General features: G+C 74.8%; 12 protein-coding genes. 8 read left to right on the top strand and 4 right to left on the bottom strand.

The features are described 5' to 3' along the window. Positions 1–39 precede the first annotated feature (39 nt). From rosag_RS09795 to rosag_RS09770, 6 genes are all read left to right on the top strand, one after another. Positions 40–3,519: a CPBP family intramembrane glutamic endopeptidase gene (locus rosag_RS09795; RefSeq protein WP_284349921.1), complete on the top strand. Its 3,480-nt coding sequence runs from the start codon at positions 40–42 to the stop codon at positions 3,517–3,519. A gap of 119 nt (positions 3,520–3,638) precedes the next feature. Continuing rightward, positions 3,639–3,872, top strand: coding sequence for a DUF3072 domain-containing protein (locus rosag_RS09790; RefSeq protein WP_284349920.1), 234 nt, complete (start codon positions 3,639–3,641; stop codon positions 3,870–3,872). Positions 3,873–3,933: 61 nt separating this feature from the next. After that, on the top strand, positions 3,934–4,695 hold the full coding sequence (locus tag rosag_RS09785; protein ID WP_284349919.1) for an RNA polymerase sigma factor: 762 nt from the start codon (positions 3,934–3,936) through the stop codon (positions 4,693–4,695). Further along, a complete protein-coding gene (locus tag rosag_RS09780; RefSeq protein ID WP_284349918.1) occupies positions 4,692–5,723 on the top strand; it encodes a hypothetical protein in 1,032 nt (343 codons plus the stop codon). The genes rosag_RS09785 and rosag_RS09780 overlap by 4 nt, the downstream gene beginning before the upstream one ends. Positions 5,724–5,857: 134 nt before the next feature. Further along, positions 5,858–7,513, top strand: coding sequence for a HEAT repeat domain-containing protein (locus tag rosag_RS09775; RefSeq protein WP_284349917.1), 1,656 nt, complete (start codon positions 5,858–5,860; stop codon positions 7,511–7,513). Continuing rightward, on the top strand, positions 7,510–8,373 hold the full coding sequence (locus rosag_RS09770; RefSeq protein ID WP_284349916.1) for a HEAT repeat domain-containing protein: 864 nt from the start codon (positions 7,510–7,512) through the stop codon (positions 8,371–8,373). Before rosag_RS09775 ends, rosag_RS09770 begins: the two co-directional genes overlap by 4 nt. A 372-nt stretch (positions 8,374–8,745) precedes the next feature. On the opposite strand, the gene rosag_RS09765 is transcribed toward rosag_RS09770, so the two are convergent. From rosag_RS09765 to rosag_RS09750, 4 genes are all read right to left on the bottom strand, one after another. Continuing rightward, positions 8,746–10,272: a protein kinase domain-containing protein gene (locus rosag_RS09765; protein WP_284349915.1), complete on the bottom strand. Its 1,527-nt coding sequence runs from the start codon at positions 10,270–10,272 to the stop codon at positions 8,746–8,748. A gap of 240 nt (positions 10,273–10,512) precedes the next feature. Continuing rightward, positions 10,513–11,580 (bottom strand): hypothetical protein, encoded by a 1,068-nt coding sequence (locus rosag_RS09760; protein ID WP_284349914.1) that lies wholly within the window; start codon positions 11,578–11,580, stop codon positions 10,513–10,515. Between the two features lie 282 nt (positions 11,581–11,862). Further along, positions 11,863–13,368 (bottom strand): DASS family sodium-coupled anion symporter, encoded by a 1,506-nt coding sequence (locus rosag_RS09755; RefSeq protein WP_284349913.1) that lies wholly within the window; start codon positions 13,366–13,368, stop codon positions 11,863–11,865. Beyond that, complete coding sequence (locus rosag_RS09750) at positions 13,347–14,126, bottom strand: sulfite exporter TauE/SafE family protein (RefSeq protein WP_284349912.1); 780 nt, start codon at positions 14,124–14,126, stop codon at positions 13,347–13,349. The genes rosag_RS09755 and rosag_RS09750 overlap by 22 nt, the downstream gene beginning before the upstream one ends. A gap of 128 nt (positions 14,127–14,254) precedes the next feature. Between rosag_RS09750 and rosag_RS09745 the strand changes: the two genes are divergently transcribed. Both rosag_RS09745 and ung read left to right on the top strand, forming a co-directional pair. Further along, positions 14,255–15,523 carry a dicarboxylate/amino acid:cation symporter gene (locus rosag_RS09745; RefSeq protein ID WP_284349911.1) on the top strand — a complete coding sequence of 423 codons (1,269 nt, stop codon included), beginning with the start codon at positions 14,255–14,257 and terminating at the stop codon, positions 15,521–15,523. A gap of 240 nt (positions 15,524–15,763) precedes the next feature. Then, positions 15,764–16,447, top strand: coding sequence for a uracil-DNA glycosylase (ung, locus tag rosag_RS09740; protein ID WP_284349910.1), 684 nt, complete (start codon positions 15,764–15,766; stop codon positions 16,445–16,447). Positions 16,448–16,483: the final 36 nt, after the last annotated feature.

Below are 16,483 nucleotides of genomic sequence, written 5' to 3'. Positions count from 1 at the left end.
GGCATCGTCGGCCATCCCTCGTCCCGTCCGCTCCCTGCCATGACCGAACTTCCCGCGGAACCCACCGCGCGCCGCGCGTGGCGCGCCGCCGCGGCCGCCGTCGTCACCGCGCTCGTCCTCGCGCTCGTCACGCTGGCCGTCTTCGAGCGCGCCTATCCGCTGGTGGACGTCGGGCTGCGCCTGTCGCGCGAGGAGGCGATCGCGCGCGCCCGTGCGCTGGCCGCCCGCGACGGGCTCGCGCCGGCCGGCGCGCGCGCCGCGGCGCGCTTCGCGAACGACGAGGAGCTCGCGACCTACGTGGACCTCGCCGCCGGCGGGCCCGACTCGGTGCGCGCGCTGGCGCAGGGGCGCGAGGTCGCGCTCTACGCGTGGGAGGTGCGGCTGTTCGCGCCGGGCAACACGCGCGAGGCGCGGCTGCGCTTCGCGCCGGACGGCCGGGTGGTGGGGCTGCTGCGCACGCTCGCGGAGACGGACCGCCGGCCGACGGTGAGCGAGGCCGCGGGCCGCGCGGCGGCGGATGCGGCGCTGCCGCGGTGGGCCGGTGGGCTGCCGGCGGACGCGTGGCGCTTCACGGCCGCGTCGTACATCACGCAGCCGCGCAGCGGGCGCGTGGACCGCACGTACCGCTACACGCGCGTCGGCCGCACGGTGGGCGAGGCGCCCATCCGCGCCGACGTCGTGGTGACGGGCATGGACTCGGCGCGCGCCGCCGGCGGCGTCGACGTGCTCGGCGTGCGCACGTACGTCGACGTGCCCGAGAGCTGGACGCGCCGCTACGGCGAGATGCGCGCGTCGAACGAGCTGTACGCGCAGCTCTCGCTGCCGGGCATGCTGATCTTCTTCGCAGGCGCGCTGGTGGCGCTCGTGAAGCTGCGCGACGCGGTGCGCTGGCGCCCCGCGATGCTCGTCGGGAGCACCGTCGGCGCGCTGATGCTGCTCGGCGCGCTGAACGGACTGCCGCTCGCGTGGTTCGGGTACGACACCGCGACGCCGACGGCGAGCTTCGTCGCGCTCAACGTGTTCGGCGCCATCGCCGCGGGCGTCGCGGTCGCGCTGTTCGTGGGCGGCGCCGTCGCCGCGGCGGAGGTGCTGACGCGGCGCGCCTTCCCGCGGCAGGTGGACTGGTACGCGTACCTGCGCCATCGCGGCACCGGCGAGGTCGCGGCGCACGTCATGGGCGGCTACGCGCTCGCCGCGCTCGGCTTCGCGTACGTGTCGCTCTTCTACCTCACGACGCGCCGCACGCTCGGCTGGTGGGTGCCGACGGGGACGCTCGACGATCCGGACCAGATCGCGACGCCGCTGCCGTGGGTGAGCGCGATCGGCACCGCGCTGTTCGCGGGCGTGTGGGAGGAGGCGGTCTTCCGCGCCGTGCCGCTCGCGCTGCTGTCGCTGTGGGTGGGGCGCCGCGCGTCGCGCCGCTGGTGGATGGCCGCAGGTGTGATCGTGACGGCGCTGGTGTTCGGCTTCGGGCACGCGAACTACCCGTCGTGGCCCGCGTACGCGCGCGGCGTCGAGCTGTTCCTCGAGGCGTCGCTGTGGGCCGTGCTCTATCTGACGGTGGGGCTGCCGACGACCATCGTCGCGCACGTGCTCTACGACCTCGCGTGGTTCGGGCTGTTCGCGCTGCACGGCGATGGCGCGGCGTATCGCGTCACCGCCGCGGTGGTGGTGGGCGCCGGGCTGCTGCCCGCGCTGCTCGTGGCGCAGGGCGCGCTGGCGCGGCGACGTGCGCGCGCCGCAATGCCGGAGGTGCCGCCGCGCTTCGCCGACTGGCGCCGCGGCGACGTGCTGCCGGTGATCGACGACGCGCCGCCCGAGACGGTGGTGCCCGACCGCGCGGGCGGCGCGCGCCGATTGGCCGCGCTGGCCGCGGGCGCCGCGGCCGTGCTGCTCGCCCTCGCGCTGCCGCCGCGCGCCACGCTCGGCCCGCCGTTCACCGCGTCGCGTGCCCGCGTCGCGACGGTCGCGGACTCCGCGCTGCGCGCCGCCGGCGGCGAGCCCGCGCGCTGGACGCGCACGCTCGCGGTGCGCGACGCCGACCGCGAGACGGAGCTGCGCCGCTTCCTGCGCGACTCGCTGAGGAGCCGCGCACGCGCGGTGGCCGCGCTGCAGTCGATCGCGACCAGCTACGCGCCCGGCCCCGTGTGGGAGGTGCGCTACGTGCGCCGCAACGGCACGCTGCAGGAACGCGCGGAGTCGTGGCGCGTGCTGGTGCAGCCCGACGGGCGCGTGCGGAAGCTGATGCACCAGCTGCCCGAGGCCGCGCCGGGCGACACGCTCACCGCCGACCGCGCGCGCACGGTCGCCGCGGCGGCGCTCCGCGCGCGCGGCGCCGACCCGACGCGGCTGCGCGAGGTGGGGGTGACGCTCGTGCCGCGCCCGCGCCGCGTGGACGCGACGGTGGAGTACGAGGATCCGGCGGTCGCGCTCCCCGGCGGTGCGCGCGCCCGCCTCCGCGCCGACGTGGTGGGCGACGCCCTGGTGGACGTGCGCCGCGACGTGAAGCTCCCCGAGGCCGTCGAGCGCGCCAACCGCGAGCGCGCCAGCCGCCGCCTCACCTTCTCGGTCGGCGGCGGGCTGCTGGCGCTGGGCCTCGCCTTCGGACTTGCCCTTCGGGCGCTGCGCCGAGCGCCGCGCGAGGACGTGGCGGCGGGCCGGACGCGCCTGGGGCGGCGCGGGGCGCTGGCGGTCGGAGGCCTGGCGGCGCTGGTCACCCTCGGCACCCAGGCGAACGGGCTCGAGGCGACGTTCACCAACTGGCCGACCGAGCAGCCCTGGTCGGTCTACCTGTCGGCCGCGGCGCTGAGCGCGATCCTGGGCGCGGCGGTGTTCGGCGGGATGGTGGCCGGTGGGTGGAGCCTGCTGGACGCGCTCCGCCGGCGGGCCGCGCTCCCCTGGGTCCCCGACGGCCCGGACGGCGTCCGCGAGGCGGCGATCGCGGGGCTCGGGCTGGCGGCGACGCCGCTCCTCTTCTCGCTGCTGGCCGACCGCGTGCGCCCCGACGGCTGGCCGGCGATGCCGGCGACGGGGCTGGGCGAGCGGCTCCCCTGGCTCTCACAGCTGCTCGACGCGCCGTCCGCGATGCTGCTCCAGCCGCTCGGCCTTATCGTCGTGCTCGGGATCGTGCTGGCGCTGCGGGCGGTGTGGGCGCGGGTGGCCGTGCTGGCGGCGGTGGCGGTGCTGCTGGCGCCGGCCCTCCAGGGCGACCGCGGCCTGGCCCCGACCGTCGGCCTCGCCCTGCTCGGCGTCGCCGGGGCGGCGGCGCTGGTGTGGGCGTTCGGGCGCGGGAGCGTCGCGGCGTGGGCGTTCGGCGGGCTGTTCGGCGCGGGCGTCGGCGCGCTGCGCGGCGTGCGCGACGCCACGACGACGGCGGACCTCGCGGCGGCGATCGTCGGCGCGGCCACCGCGTGCGCCCTCATGGTCCTGATCTGGCGCCTTGCTGGCGCGATGCGACCGGAGGAGTCGCTGGAGGTGGACGACGCGCCCGCACCAGTGGAGGCGGGCGCATCGGGCTGAACGCATCCGTCGGCTGGTCGTTGGTTCGGTGTATCTTCGGTACGCATCCTGCCTTCCTTCAAGGCATGGCGGCGGGGCGAAGGGGCTCCGCGCCGGTTGGCCTGGACCGAGAGGACACGATGGCGAAGCAGAAGCCCGAGACGCGCGAGACCCCCGAGACGCCCGACAACACGCGGAAGGACCCCGATCAGTGGGTGACCGGCGACGAGACCATGACCGGCGCCCAGGCCTCCTACCTCCAGACGCTCTCCGAGGAGGCGGGCGAGGAGTTCGAGCCCGAGCTCACGAAGGCCGAGGCGTCGAAGAAGATCGATGAGCTGCGGGAGCGGACGGGGCGGGGGATCGATCACTAGCAGGGCACGGAACGGCGGAGGACGGTGGGGCGGAGGACGGAACGGCGGAAGACGGTACGGCGTGGAACGATGGGGCGGACCAACCGAGCGCGAAGCTCGAGGGGTCCGCCCTTTCGTATCACGCCGTATCGTTTCCCGCGGTATCGCCCTCCGCCGTTCCATCCTCCGCTTCATCGCGCTTCCCCGCGCAACCGTTTCGCCGCCCCCCGTGTCCGAAGGGCACCACGGAGCGCGCGGCGGCCGCACCCGCCCCGAGCTGCGTGGCCCGAGCCTGGAGCCCGTGACCGAACCGTCCCTGATCTCCCGCGCCGCCGCCGGCGACATGGCCGCGCAGCGCTGGATCTACGAACAGCACGTCGACCGCGTCTACCGCCTGGCGTTTCGCATGGCGGGGGACGAGGACCTGGCGCGCGACTTCACCCAGGAGACGTTCGTGCGCGCCTTCGACCGGCTCGGCGACTTTCGCGGCGATTCCGCGCTCGGCACCTGGCTGCACGCGATCGGCGTCTCGGTGACGCTGAACGGGCTGCGCAAGCTGAAGCGCCACCGCAGCCGCGAGGCCCCGCTCGACGATGCGCTCACCGTGGGCGTCGCGACGCGCGAGGCAGAACCGGATCTCAAGGAGCGGCTGGCGAAGGCCATCGCCGCGCTCCCCGATGGGTATCGCACCGTGTTCCTGATGCACGACGTGGAAGGCTTCACGCACGAGGAGATCGGCACGGCGCTCGGCGTCGCGACCGGAACGTCGAAGGCGCAGCTCTTCCGCGCCCGCGCCAAGCTGCGCGAGGCGCTGAAGGACTTCGCCGGGGAGTGGGTCTCATGACGAATCGCATCCTGCCGCCCGGACATGGCTCTGGCCACGGCCCGGCCGACCACGACGACGACGCGCCCGAGGTGGCCGCGCTCGACCGCCTGATCGCCGAGGCGGCGCGCGACTACCACCGGCCGCCCGCGCAGGTGCCGCGCGACGCCATGTGGGAGGCCATCATGGCCGCCCGCGGCACGCGCGCCGGCGCCGCACCGATCGCGCCGGTCGCGCCGGTCGTGGCGACGCCCGTGGCGGAGACGCCCGTCGTCTCGCTGGACGCCGCGCGCGCCGCGCGCCGCGCGCGCGCGCCCCGCTTCACGCGCTCCGACTGGTCGTCCGGCTGGTCGATGGCCGCCGCGGCGGCGCTGCTGCTGGCCGTCGGCGTCGCCGGCGGCCGCTGGTGGGAGGGGCGCGCGCAGGTCGGCGCGCCCGCGCCGGCGGTCGCCGTCACCGGCAGCACGCCCGACAGCGCGACGCCCGACGCGCGCCGCGCCGACTCGATGACCGCGGCGCCGAGCATGGTCGCCGAGGCGCCGACCGCCGAGCCGGCGCCGTCGTCCACGCCCTCGTCCACGCCGTCGCTGGAGCCGGCCGACCGCACGCCGACGCGCGAGGTCGCGTCGCGCACGGTCCGCACGCCGGCCCGCGCCGGTGCGCGCCGCCTCGACACCGACCGGCTCGCGTACGACGTCGCCACCGTGCGGCACCTGACGTCGGTCGAGGCGCTGCTCGTGTCGTACCGCGCCGATCCGCTCGACTCGCTCGCCGACGCCCGCGTGGCGCAGTGGGCGCGCACGCTCCTGCAGGACACGCGGCTCCTGCTCGACTCTCCCGCAGCCAGCTCGCCGGTGCGGCGGCGGCTGTTCGAGGACCTCGAGCTGGTGCTCGTGCAGATGGCGCGGCTCGCGCCGGCCGACTCCACCTCGAGCCCCGCGCGCCTGCGGCGCGAGCGCGAGGAGCGCGCGCTGATCGACGGCACGATGCGCGACGCGCGCGTGCTGCCGCGGCTGCGCCGCGAGATCCCCGCGGGAGTCGGCACATGACAGGACACATGACCCACCGTCGCACGCTCTCTCCGAACCGATCATCGGGCGCGCCGTCCGACATCCCGTCGCCGCCCGTCGCTCCTGGATCCTTCCGTCTCTCGTTCTCCTTCCTCCGCCTGGAGGCTCGTCCCATGAAGGCCCTTCGTCTCGCCACCCTCCTCGCCGGCATCGCCCTCGTGGGCGGTGCGGCGCCGGCCCGCGCGGTCGCGTCGCCCACTGCGGGCGCCGCGCGCGCGGCCGACCCCACCGTCCGTCGCCAGGACCCCGCCGACTCCCTGTACCGCGCCGCCCGCGCGGCGATGGGGCGCGGCGAGTACCGCCAGGCGGAGTCGCTCTTCCGCAAGATAACCGCGACGTACCCGAAGTCGGGCGTCTACAACGACGCGGTCTACTTCCAGGCGTACTCGCTCTTCCGCGCCGGCGGCACGAGCGACCTGCAGCGCGCCCGCGACGTGCTGCGCACGGTGAACGACACGTCGCGCGACGTGCCGCGCGCGCTGCGGCGCGACGCGCTGTCGCTGGACACGCGCATCTGCGGCGAGCTGGCGCGCCGCGGCGACGAGGCGTGCGCGCGCGTGCTGCGGCAGCGCGCCGACAGCTCGGGCTTCGGCAACGCCGTGACCGGCGTGGTGGACGCGACCGTCGCCGCCGTGACCGAGGCGATCACGAGCCCCGCGGTCGCCCGCGCGCTGAGCGAGACGCAGGTCGCGGCCGCCGAGGCGGCGCGCGAGGGCACGCGCGCGGCGGCGGAGGCGATCCAGAGCCAGGAGGTGCAGCGCGCGATCGCCGACGCCGGCCGCGAGGCCGCGCGCGCCGCGCAGGAAGGGATGCGCGCCGGCGCCGAGGCGCTGCGCGACGTGTCGATCTCGATCGGCGGCTCGGCCAAGATGTCGTCGTCGAGCCGCCGCAACCCGAACTGCCGCGACGCGGACGACGACGAGCGCGTGATCGCGCTCAACGCTCTCCAGCAGATGGACGCCGAGCGCGCGATGCCGCTGCTGCGCAAGGTGCTGGCGCGCCGCGACGAGTGCAGCGAGATGCTGCGCCGCCGCGCGGTGTTCATCGTCGCGCAGAAGAAGTCGCCGGAGTCGGCCGAGCTGCTGGTGAGCGCGGCGCGCAACGACCCGAACGCCGAGGTGCGCGAGGAGGCGGTGCAGTGGCTGTCGCGCGTGGGCGGCGACCGCGCGATCGACTTCCTGCGCGACGTCGCGCGCAGCGACACGAGCGTCAGCCTGCGCAAGCGCGCGGTGTTCGCCCTCTCGCAGAGCAAGGAGGCGCGCGCCCGCGAGACGCTGCGCGCGCTGGCGACGGCGCGCGAGACGACGGCCGAGGTGCGCGGCGAGGCGCTCTACTGGGCGATCGCGCGCGGCGACAGCACGGACGCCGAGTGGGCGCGCCGCCTCTTCCCGTCGCTCGAGACGCGCGAGCTGAAGGAGCGCGTCATCAGCTCGCTGGCGCGGCAGCGCGGCAGCTCCGCGTGGCTGATGCAGGTCGCGCGCGACTCGCGCGAGTCGCTCGAGGTGCGCAAGTCGGCGTTCGGCTACGCGGCGCGCAACGCGACGGCGCCGCAGCTGATCGAGATGTGGGACGCCACGAAGGAGAAGGAGCTCAAGGAGTCGCTGATCCTCGCGCTGTCGCGCCGCAAGGAGCCGGAGGCGCTGGACAAGCTGATCGCGATCGCGCGCAACGATCAGGACCGCGACGTGCGCAAGAGCGCGGTGTTCTGGCTGTCGCGCTCCAGTGAGCCGCGCGCGCTGGCGTTCCTGACGGAGCTGATCGACAAATGAGCGCCGCCGCCACCTTCCGGGCGGCCCTCCTCGGCGCGGCGCTGTGCGTCGCCGCGCCGACGGTGGCCGCGGCGCAGGCCGATCTCGCGTCGCGTGGCGGCGCGCTGGCGGCCCGCGTGGGCGAGATGCGCGACGGCTACGTGCGCCTGACCTTCCCGCTGCGCCCCGGCGTCTGCGGCGTGGGCGAGAGCGTGCGCGTGGGCCGCGAGCAGCGCTGGGTGGGCAACAACTGGTACGGGGAGTTCAGCGGCAACGCGCTGCGCGGCCGCGACGTGGAGTGGGAGCGCGAGTGCGAGACGGGTCCGGGCCGCGTGGTGCTCGACGTCTCGGGTGGGAGCGTGCAGCAGGTGCGCTTCTACGTCGGCGGGAAGTGGCGGCCGGCCGACGAGCGCGTGCTGGACCTCGGCGAGGTGCCGGCGGCGGAGGCGGCGGGGCTGCTGCTGCGCCTCGCCCAGGGCGACGACCTGCGCGCGGAGCCGAACGCGCAGCGGTCGGCGATCTTCCCGGCGACGCTCGGCGCGGACGTCGTCGCGTGGCCGGCGCTGCTGCGGATCGCGAAGGACACGCAGCGGCCGCGCGAGGCGCGCCGCCAGGCGCTGTTCTGGCTCGGCGTCGGCGCGGGCGAGGCGGCGACGGCCGGGCTGACGGAGCTGGTGGACGATGCCGACCGCGAGGTGCGGCTGCAGGCGGTCTACGCGCTGTCGCGTCGTCCCGCGAACGAGGGCGTGCCCGCGCTCATCAGGATCGCGCGCACGCACAAGGATCCCGCGATGCGGCGGCAGGCGATGCACTGGCTGGGTCGCTCCGAGGACCCGCGCGCGGTGGCGCTGTTCGAGGAGCTGCTGGTCGCGAAGCGATAGGAGCGCTGCGGACTGCGGGCTCGGGTCTGAACGACGAACCGCTTCGACAGGATGACAGGATGACCAGGAGGCTCCGTATGGCGCGTGATTCCGAGCGCCGGCACGGAGCCTCTTCGTCATCCTGTCATCCTGTCCAATGTCGTTCAGGGTCCGGTGCGCCGGGCCCCGTTGCCGTTGGGAGGGATGCGGATGCTCCGGATGGAGACGGATGCTGCGGATCGCTCCACATGGCGGCGACGCTTCACGCACTTGGAGGAGCGATCCGAATGATCCGTTCAGATCCGGAGCATCCGCATTCCCCCAATGGGCAAAGGACCCCAGCGCGCCGACGCGTCCCGGGTTCGAGATCCGCAGCCCGCAGTCCGAGCGTCCCTATCGCAGGCTGTCCGCCGACGTGATGCGCTTCGTGAACTCCTCGGCGCGCACGAGCGGGCGGCGCGACGCGACGTCCACCGTCGGCAGGTCGACCGCCGGGATGTCGACGGTGGGCACCGCGGGCAGCGCCGGGCGCTGGGCCTTCGGCGCCGGGCCGACGAGCGAGTCGGTAGACGACGGGACCGCGGGCGGCGGCGGCGCGTCGGCCAGGATCTCGACCGCCGTCTCGCCCATGCGGGCGTCGCGCGCGGGCGAGCCACCGTAGGCCAGCGGCCAGCCCACGGCCGCGGCCACCGCGGGGACCGCGACGCACCACGCGATCGCCACCAGCACGCGCCGGCGGCGCGACGGGATGGCGGAGACGACGGGGGGCGCGACGTGGTCGTCCCGGTCATACTGCCGCGGGCGCAGCGGCGCGGGGCGCTCGGTCGGGTAGACGGGCGGCGCGGGTGGCGCGACGGGCGCCGGGACGGGCGCGACCGCCACGGGCACGGGTACCGGCGCGGGCACCGGGAGCGCGGCCGGCGTCGGCTCACTCCAGACCGCCGGCTCCACCTCCAGGTCCAGCACCTCGAGCTCGAGCGCCTGCAGCACGTCCGCGTCCAGCACCGCGGGCGCGGCGGCGCGCGGCGTCGCGACCGGGGCGTGGGGGCCGAGCGAGGCCGCGGCGGCCGCGTCGGCGACGAGGGCGGCGAGGAGCTCCTCCCAGAACGCCTTCACGCTCGCCGGCCGGCGGCGCGGGTCGGCGGCGCGGGCAGCGGCCAGCACCGCGGCCGTCGGGCGATGGCCGCCGTCCGACGGGGTGGTGTGCGCGTCGGCGCCGTCGACCGTGACCTCGGCGGGCGCCTGACCCGCCAGCAGGTGGTGCAGCAGCGACGCGAGCCCGAAGACGTCGCTCCGCGCGTCCGCGTCGCCGCCCGCGAGCTGCTCGGGGCTGAGGTAGGGGCGGTCGGCCGCCGCGACCGGCCCGTCGAACGCCACCGCGCCCGCGCCCAGCCCCACCAGCGTCACCAGCGGCGGGCTGCCCGCGGCCTCGGCCTCGGGCGCCAGCACGACGACGTCGGGCGTCAGGTGGCCGTGCGTCAGCCCGACCGCGTGCGCCTCGTCCAGCGCCTCCACCAGGCGCGAGGCCAGGCGCGCGACGCGCCACGCGGCGATCCGCTCGCCGTCGGCCAGCAGCTCGCGGAGGGTGCGCCCCGGCGCGCGCTCGACGCCCAGGTACAGGCGGCGGCTCGGCGTGTCGCCGTAGCCGTCGACCTTCGCGATGGCCGGATGCCGCAGCCAGCGGGCGGCGTCCACCTCGCACACCACGCGGTGCACCAGCGGATGGTCCTGCATCGCGCCGGGGCGCAGCACGTACACCAGGCGCGGGGCGCCGGTGGGCGCGTGCGTCGCCTCGTAGACGTCGGCGGACGGGCGGCGCGCGAGCCGCGCGCTCAGCACGTAGTCCCCGAGCGTGAGCGCGTCCGTCGCGGCGTGGGCCGTGTCGTGCGCGGTGCTGGCGTGCCGGGTCTCGTCGTCCATCGCGCCTCCTCCGTGAGGCTGGTCGCCTCGGGCCGTCGTCGCCTGCGATGCCGACGCACCCGGGCATCCGAACGACGAGCCGCGCGCGGGCGCGGTCACGGAGGATCGTGCGGCGGGACACGCATCTCGCCCCGCCGTGTGCGGCACGTCACGCGTGCGTGCCGCCCCTTCATGCTGCACGTCACGCCGGTGGTCGCGGGTGTATCGTCGCACGCCCGCGCGGCCGGCGTCGGCACGGCGTCAGAATGGCAGCTTGGAGCGCACCAGCCGGTTGAACTGGAACTTGAGGTTCTTGTAGCTGAGCGAGGAGACCTTCTGCCCGATCGACTTCTCGACTGGTGCGCCCTTGCCGCTGTGGAAGCCGGTGACGGTGATGTTCGACCGCGCGATCTGGTCCTCCGCGGTCTCGACGAGCGGATCGAGGCCCTGCTTCTTGAACTGCTCGATCTTGTTCATCCAGCCCGGCAGGCCGATCTCGGCGACGAAGAAGCCGAGCACCATCGACGTCGGCGAGTACGCGATGAGGTAGGAGCCGAGCAGCGGGCACTCCTTGAAGATCGACGCGTCGAGCGACTCGGGCGTGGCGAGCCGCTTGTTGCCCGCGCGCATCTCGCGGATGTCGATGCCGAGCTGCGTCAGCTGGACGGCCAGCGACGCGAGGCCCGACGCGAGGCCGATCACCGCGCCGCCCGCGCCCGAGCCGAAGTCGCCTGCGAGCGACCCGATCTTGGACGCGACGGCGGCGGTGTGGATGGTCGCCGACGTCGTGTCGCGCGCGATGTTGCGCCGCAGGATCTTGCGCACCGCCGCGCAGGCGGCGACCGGATCGCCCGGGAGGACGACCTTCGTGTACGAGTCCCAGTCCAGCTCCTTGCGCGCCTGCTCGACGACCTGCTTCCACGCCATGCCCGCCTTGTAGCTGGAGGTGATGATGCCGACGTACGGCAGCATCTCCTTGATCAGCTCCTCGACCGCGTGGCTCGTGATGGCCTCCAGCAGGTCGCCGATGCCGTCGACGCCGACCGTCTCGACGATCAGCCGCTCGGCCTGCGCGCGCAGGCCGCCCGACCGCGCCGCCTGCGCCGCCACCGCGCCACCCGTCGAGAGGAGCTTCTGGGCGTTGTCGTGGACCTGCTTGCCCGCGGTGACGACGGTCTTCGCCGTGCCGGCCGCGGACATCTTGCCGTACACGATCTGCGCGCCCGTGAACATGGTGCGCAGGTTGTCGCGCCGGGCCTGCGCGATGGTGCCGAGGGCGGTGAACTCGGCGCGCGAGAGCGGGGCGGCGGGCTTGAAGGGGGCGGTCATCGCGGGAGACGGGGCGGGAGGCAGGGCGCAGCGGTGCTGCCGATAGTGCAGGGATTCGCCCCCCGCGTCCAGAGCGAAGGCAGCGGAGGCCGCCGATCCGCAGGGCCCCTTGCCTCTTGGAGAGGACGCGGATGCTCCGGATGTGGCGGATGCTGCGGATCGCTCCTCACCGGCGCATGGAGCGTCGACGCCATGCGGAGCGATCCGAACGATCCGTTCCGATCCGGAGCATCCGCATCCTCTCCAATGGCCAACGGGTTCGGTGAGGGGACGCCGGCGCTGCTAGAGGAGCCCCGTCCAGCGCCACCAGGTCGCCGCGAGCGCCAGCAGCAGCGCGTAGCCGACGAGCGTGATCCACACGCCCGTGCGCAGGAAGTCGCGCGTGGTGAACGCGCCCGTGGAGTACGCGACCATGTTCTGCGGCGAGTTCACCGGCAGCAGGAAGCCGAAGCTGACGACGAACTGCTGCACCAGCACCATCCCCAGCGCCGGCACGTCGGGCCGCTGCAGCGCGGCCACGAACGCCAGCACGATCGGGATCCACGTCGCCGCGAGGCTGGTCGCGCTGGCGAAGCCCAGGTGCACGACGACGTTGATGGCCGACAGCACCGCGAGCATCGCCAGCGGCGACAGCGACGCGACGCCGAGCGCGCCGAGCGTGGCGCGCGCGAGCCAGGCGGCGGCGCCGGTGGCGATCAGCACCGCGCCGATCGAGATGCCCACCGCGAACAGCACGACGGTGCCCCACGGCACCAGCCGCTCGGCCTCCTCCCACGACAGCACGCCGATTCGCGGCAGCAGGAGCAGCGTCACCGCGGCCAGCGTCGTCGTGCTGGTGTCGAACGCGTGCAGCGAGCCCTCGGTGCTCCACAGCGCCAGCAGCGCGACGGCGACCGCGATCAGCCGCCACTCGGCCGCGCGCACGGGGCCCAGCGCCGCGAGCTGCGCCTGCACCGCGGCGCGCGCCTCGGGGCCGCCCACCGGCTCGGGCGGGACGATCACGCGCATCACGACGTAGAGCACGCCGGTCATCACCACCGCCCACGGGGCGGCCTGCCGGAACCACATCGCCCACGAGATCGTGACGCCGAGCGACTGCTGGATGAGGCCCACCGCGAGCAGGTTCTGCGCGGCGGCGGTCTTGATCGCGACGTTCCAGATCGTCGCCACCTGCGCGGTCGTGATCATCAGGCAGGCGGCCAGCCGGCTGTCGCGCGCCAGCCCGAACGCCGCGACCATGCCGCCCATGATGGGGACGATGGCGCCGACGCGCGCGGTGGTGCTGGGCACGAAGAAGGCGAGCACGATCCCGACGAGGATCGCGCCCAGCAGGATGCCGCGCGGCCCCGTGCCGGTGCGGCGCAGCACGAGCAGCGCGAGCCGCCGGTCGAGCTGCGTGTGGCGCATCGCCGCCGCGAGGAAGACGGCCGCCGCCACGAGCGCCGCGGCCGGCGACGCGAACCCCTCGAGCATGTGGCCGAGCGCCTTGCTGGTGCCGAGCTGCGCGCCGGCCGCCGTGCTCGCGCCCTTCGCGAACGGCGGCGCCGCGCCCAGCAGCAGCGCGCCCAGGCTGACGACGAGCGCCGCGCTCACCGCGTAGCTCACCGCCTCGGTGATCCAGACGACGATCGCGAACGCGAGCACCGCGAGCACGCGCTGGCCGGCGACCGAGAGGCCGGCGGGCGTGGGCAGTGCGACGACGACGAGCAGCGCGATCGCCGCGACGACGAGGGCGGCGCCCTTCACGCGTGCGACTGGCGGCGCCGTCACCGGCGCACCAGCAGCCATGCCGCGCTGGCGAAGCCGATGAGCGCCACCGCGCCGCGCACCAGCTGCTGCGGCGCGCGGCGCGCCACGCCCGCCGCCGCGTAGCCGCCGACGGTCGTGCCGACCGCCATCACCGCCGCCAGCGGCCACTGCACCGCGCCGTTGAGCGCGAACGTCGCGATGGCGACGGCGTTGAAGCAGAGCGCCGCCCAGTTCTTGAGGCCATTCATCTGGTGGATGTTGACGAAGCCCTGCAGCCCGAGCACGGCGAGCGTGAGGATCCCGGCGCCGGCGCCGAAGTAGCCGCCGTAGATCGCGACCACGAGCTGGAACGCGAGCGCGGCCAGCGTCGGTGCGGGGAGGGTGTCGGTGGGCGGCGCCTCGGCCGGGCGCCGCGCGGCCAGCAGGCGCACGAGCGGGCGCTGGACCACGAACAGGAGCGTCGCGCCGAGGACGAGGAAGGGGACGAGGCGCGCGAACACCGCGTCGCCGCCGATCAGCAGGAGCCCGGCGCCGACGAGCCCTCCGAGCACCGACGGGAGGACCAGGCGCGCGGCCCAGCCGCCGGTGCCGGACAGCTCGCGGCGGTAGCCCCACATGCTGCCCAGCGCGCCGGGCCAGAGGGCGACGGTGCAGGTGGCGTTGGCCGCGACGGGCGGGACGCCGAGTCCGAGCAGCGCCGGGAAGACGAGCAGGGTGCCGCCGCCCGCGATCGCGTTCATAGCGCCGCCCAGGGCGGAGACGAGGAGGATGACCGGCAGCTGCGGCGGTTGGGGCATGTGGCGGGGTGGGGGAGGCGGGGCGGTGGCGGCGGCGCGCGCGCCGGCCTAGCGTACGGCGCCGCGCGGCCCCGCGCTGTGACCGCATGCGCCCGCGTGCCCCGCCCCCTGCCAGTCCCGAGCGAAGGATGCGTCGTCTCCTGCCGCGTAATCTGACCGTCCGCGTCCTCATCGCCATCAGCCTGGGGATCGCGCTCGGCCTCGCCGCGCCCGACACGGCGAAGGCGATGAAGCCCCTCGGCGACACCTTCGTCAACCTGGTGAAGATGGTCGTCGGGCCGATCGTGTTCCTGACGATCGTGCTGGGCATCGCGAACATGAGCGACCTGAAGAAGGTCGGGCGCGTCGGCGGCAAGGCGTTCCTCTACTTCGAGGTCGTGACGACGTTCGCGCTGGCGATCGGGCTGATCGTCGTCAACGTCACGAAGCCGGGCGCGGGGCTCGACGTCTCGCGCATGGCGAAGGGCGACGTGTCGCGCTACGCGACCGCGGGCGAGCAGATGAACTGGGTGGACTTCCTCACCCACGTCGTGCCGTCGAGCGTCGTGGACGCGTTCGCGAAGGGCGACGTGCTGCAGATCGTCTTCTTCGCCGTGCTGTTCGGCGTCGCGCTGTCGGCGCTCGGCGCGCGCGGGCGGGCGCTGACGGAGGTGCTGGAGCGCATCGCGGAGGTGTTCTTCCGGATCACCGCGATGGTGATGGTGGTGGCGCCCATCGGCGCGTTCGGCGCGATGGCGTACACGGTCGGCAACTTCGGCCTGCGCACGCTGCTCCCGCTGGGACGCCTGATGCTCGACGTCTACCTGACGATGGCGATCTTCGTCTTCGTCGTGCTGGGCGCGATCGCGCGGCTCTCGGGCTTCCGGCTGCTGCCGTTCCTCTCGTTCATCCGCGAGGAGATCCTGCTGGTGCTCGGCACCTCGTCCAGCGAGGCGGCGCTGCCGCGGATGCTGGAGAAGCTGGAGCGCTTCGGCTGCGCGCGCAGCGTGGTGGGGCTGGTGGTGCCGGCGGGCTACTCGTTCAACCTCGACGGGACGTCGATCTACCTGTCGATGGCGGTGGTCTTCCTGGCGCAGGCGTTCCGCGTGGACCTCTCGATTGGCCAGCAGCTGACGATCCTCGGCATCCTGATGATCACGTCCAAGGGCGCGGCGGGCGTGACGGGGTCGGGCTTCATCGTCCTCGCGAGCACGCTGTCGGCGCTGCACGTGGTGCCGGTGGAGGGCCTGGCGCTGCTGCTGGGCGTGGACCGCTTCATGAGCGAGGCGCGCGCGATCGTGAACCTGATCGGCAACGGCGTGGCGACGGTGGTCATCGCGCGCAGCGAGGGCGCGTTCGACGAGACGCAGCACCGGCTGGCGGTCGAGGAGTCGCGGGCGGCGCGGGCGGCGGCGTGACCACGGTTCGTGCTGCATGGTCCGCGTCGATGCGCCGGACCCGTTGGCCTATTGGGGGGATACGGATGCTTCGGATCTGAACGGATCATTCGGATCGCTCCGCCCGAACGCATGGGACGTCGCCGCCACGCGGAACGATCCGCAGCATCCGCTTCATCCGGAGCATCCGTAACCTCTCCAAGAGCCACAGGGGGCCGGCGCGAGAGGGCAACGCAGCACGCAGCCTCACGAGACGAACCCATGCTCCCCAAGATCCCGACCGCCTGGAAGTCCGCCCTCGCCGACACGGTCAAGCAGCCGTGGTACGCCGAGCTGGCCGCGTTCGTGGACGCCGAGCGGCAGGCGCACGAGGTGTATCCGCCGCAGGAGGACCTCTACTCGGCGCTGCGGCTCACCGCGCTCGACGACGTGAAGGTGCTGATCCTCGGCCAGGACCCGTACCACGGGCCGGGGCAGGCGCACGGGCTCGCGTTCTCGGTGCGGCCCGACGTGCCGATCCCCGCGTCGCTGCGCAACATCCACAAGGAGCTGCAGGCGGACCTCAAGCTCCCGAAGCCGCGCGACGGCTCGCTGGTGCCGTGGGCGCGCCACGGCGTGCTGCTGCTGAACGCGGTGCTCACCGTGCGCGCCGGCGAGCCGAACTCGCACAAGGACCGCGGGTGGGAGCGCTTCACCGACGCCGTGATCCGCGCCGTGAGCGCGAAGGAGGAGCGCGTCGTGTTCGTGCTCTGGGGCGCGTACGCGCAGAAGAAGGCGGCGCTCGTCGACACGTCGCGGCACGCGATCCTCGCGGCCGCGCATCCGTCGCCGCTGGCGGCGAAGAAGGGCTTCTTCGGCAGCCGCCCGTTCTCGAAGGCGAACGCCGCGCTGCGCGACGCCGGCCGCTCCGAGGTCGACTGGCGGCTGCCGAGCGCCGACGACTGACGCCGGCCGATCGCGAACGATGCGCGGCGCCGCCGC

The organism is Roseisolibacter agri (assembly GCF_030159095.1).
GTDB lineage: Bacteria > Gemmatimonadota > Gemmatimonadetes > Gemmatimonadales > Gemmatimonadaceae > Roseisolibacter > Roseisolibacter agri.
This window is presented reverse-complemented; position numbering and strand designations above follow the sequence as displayed.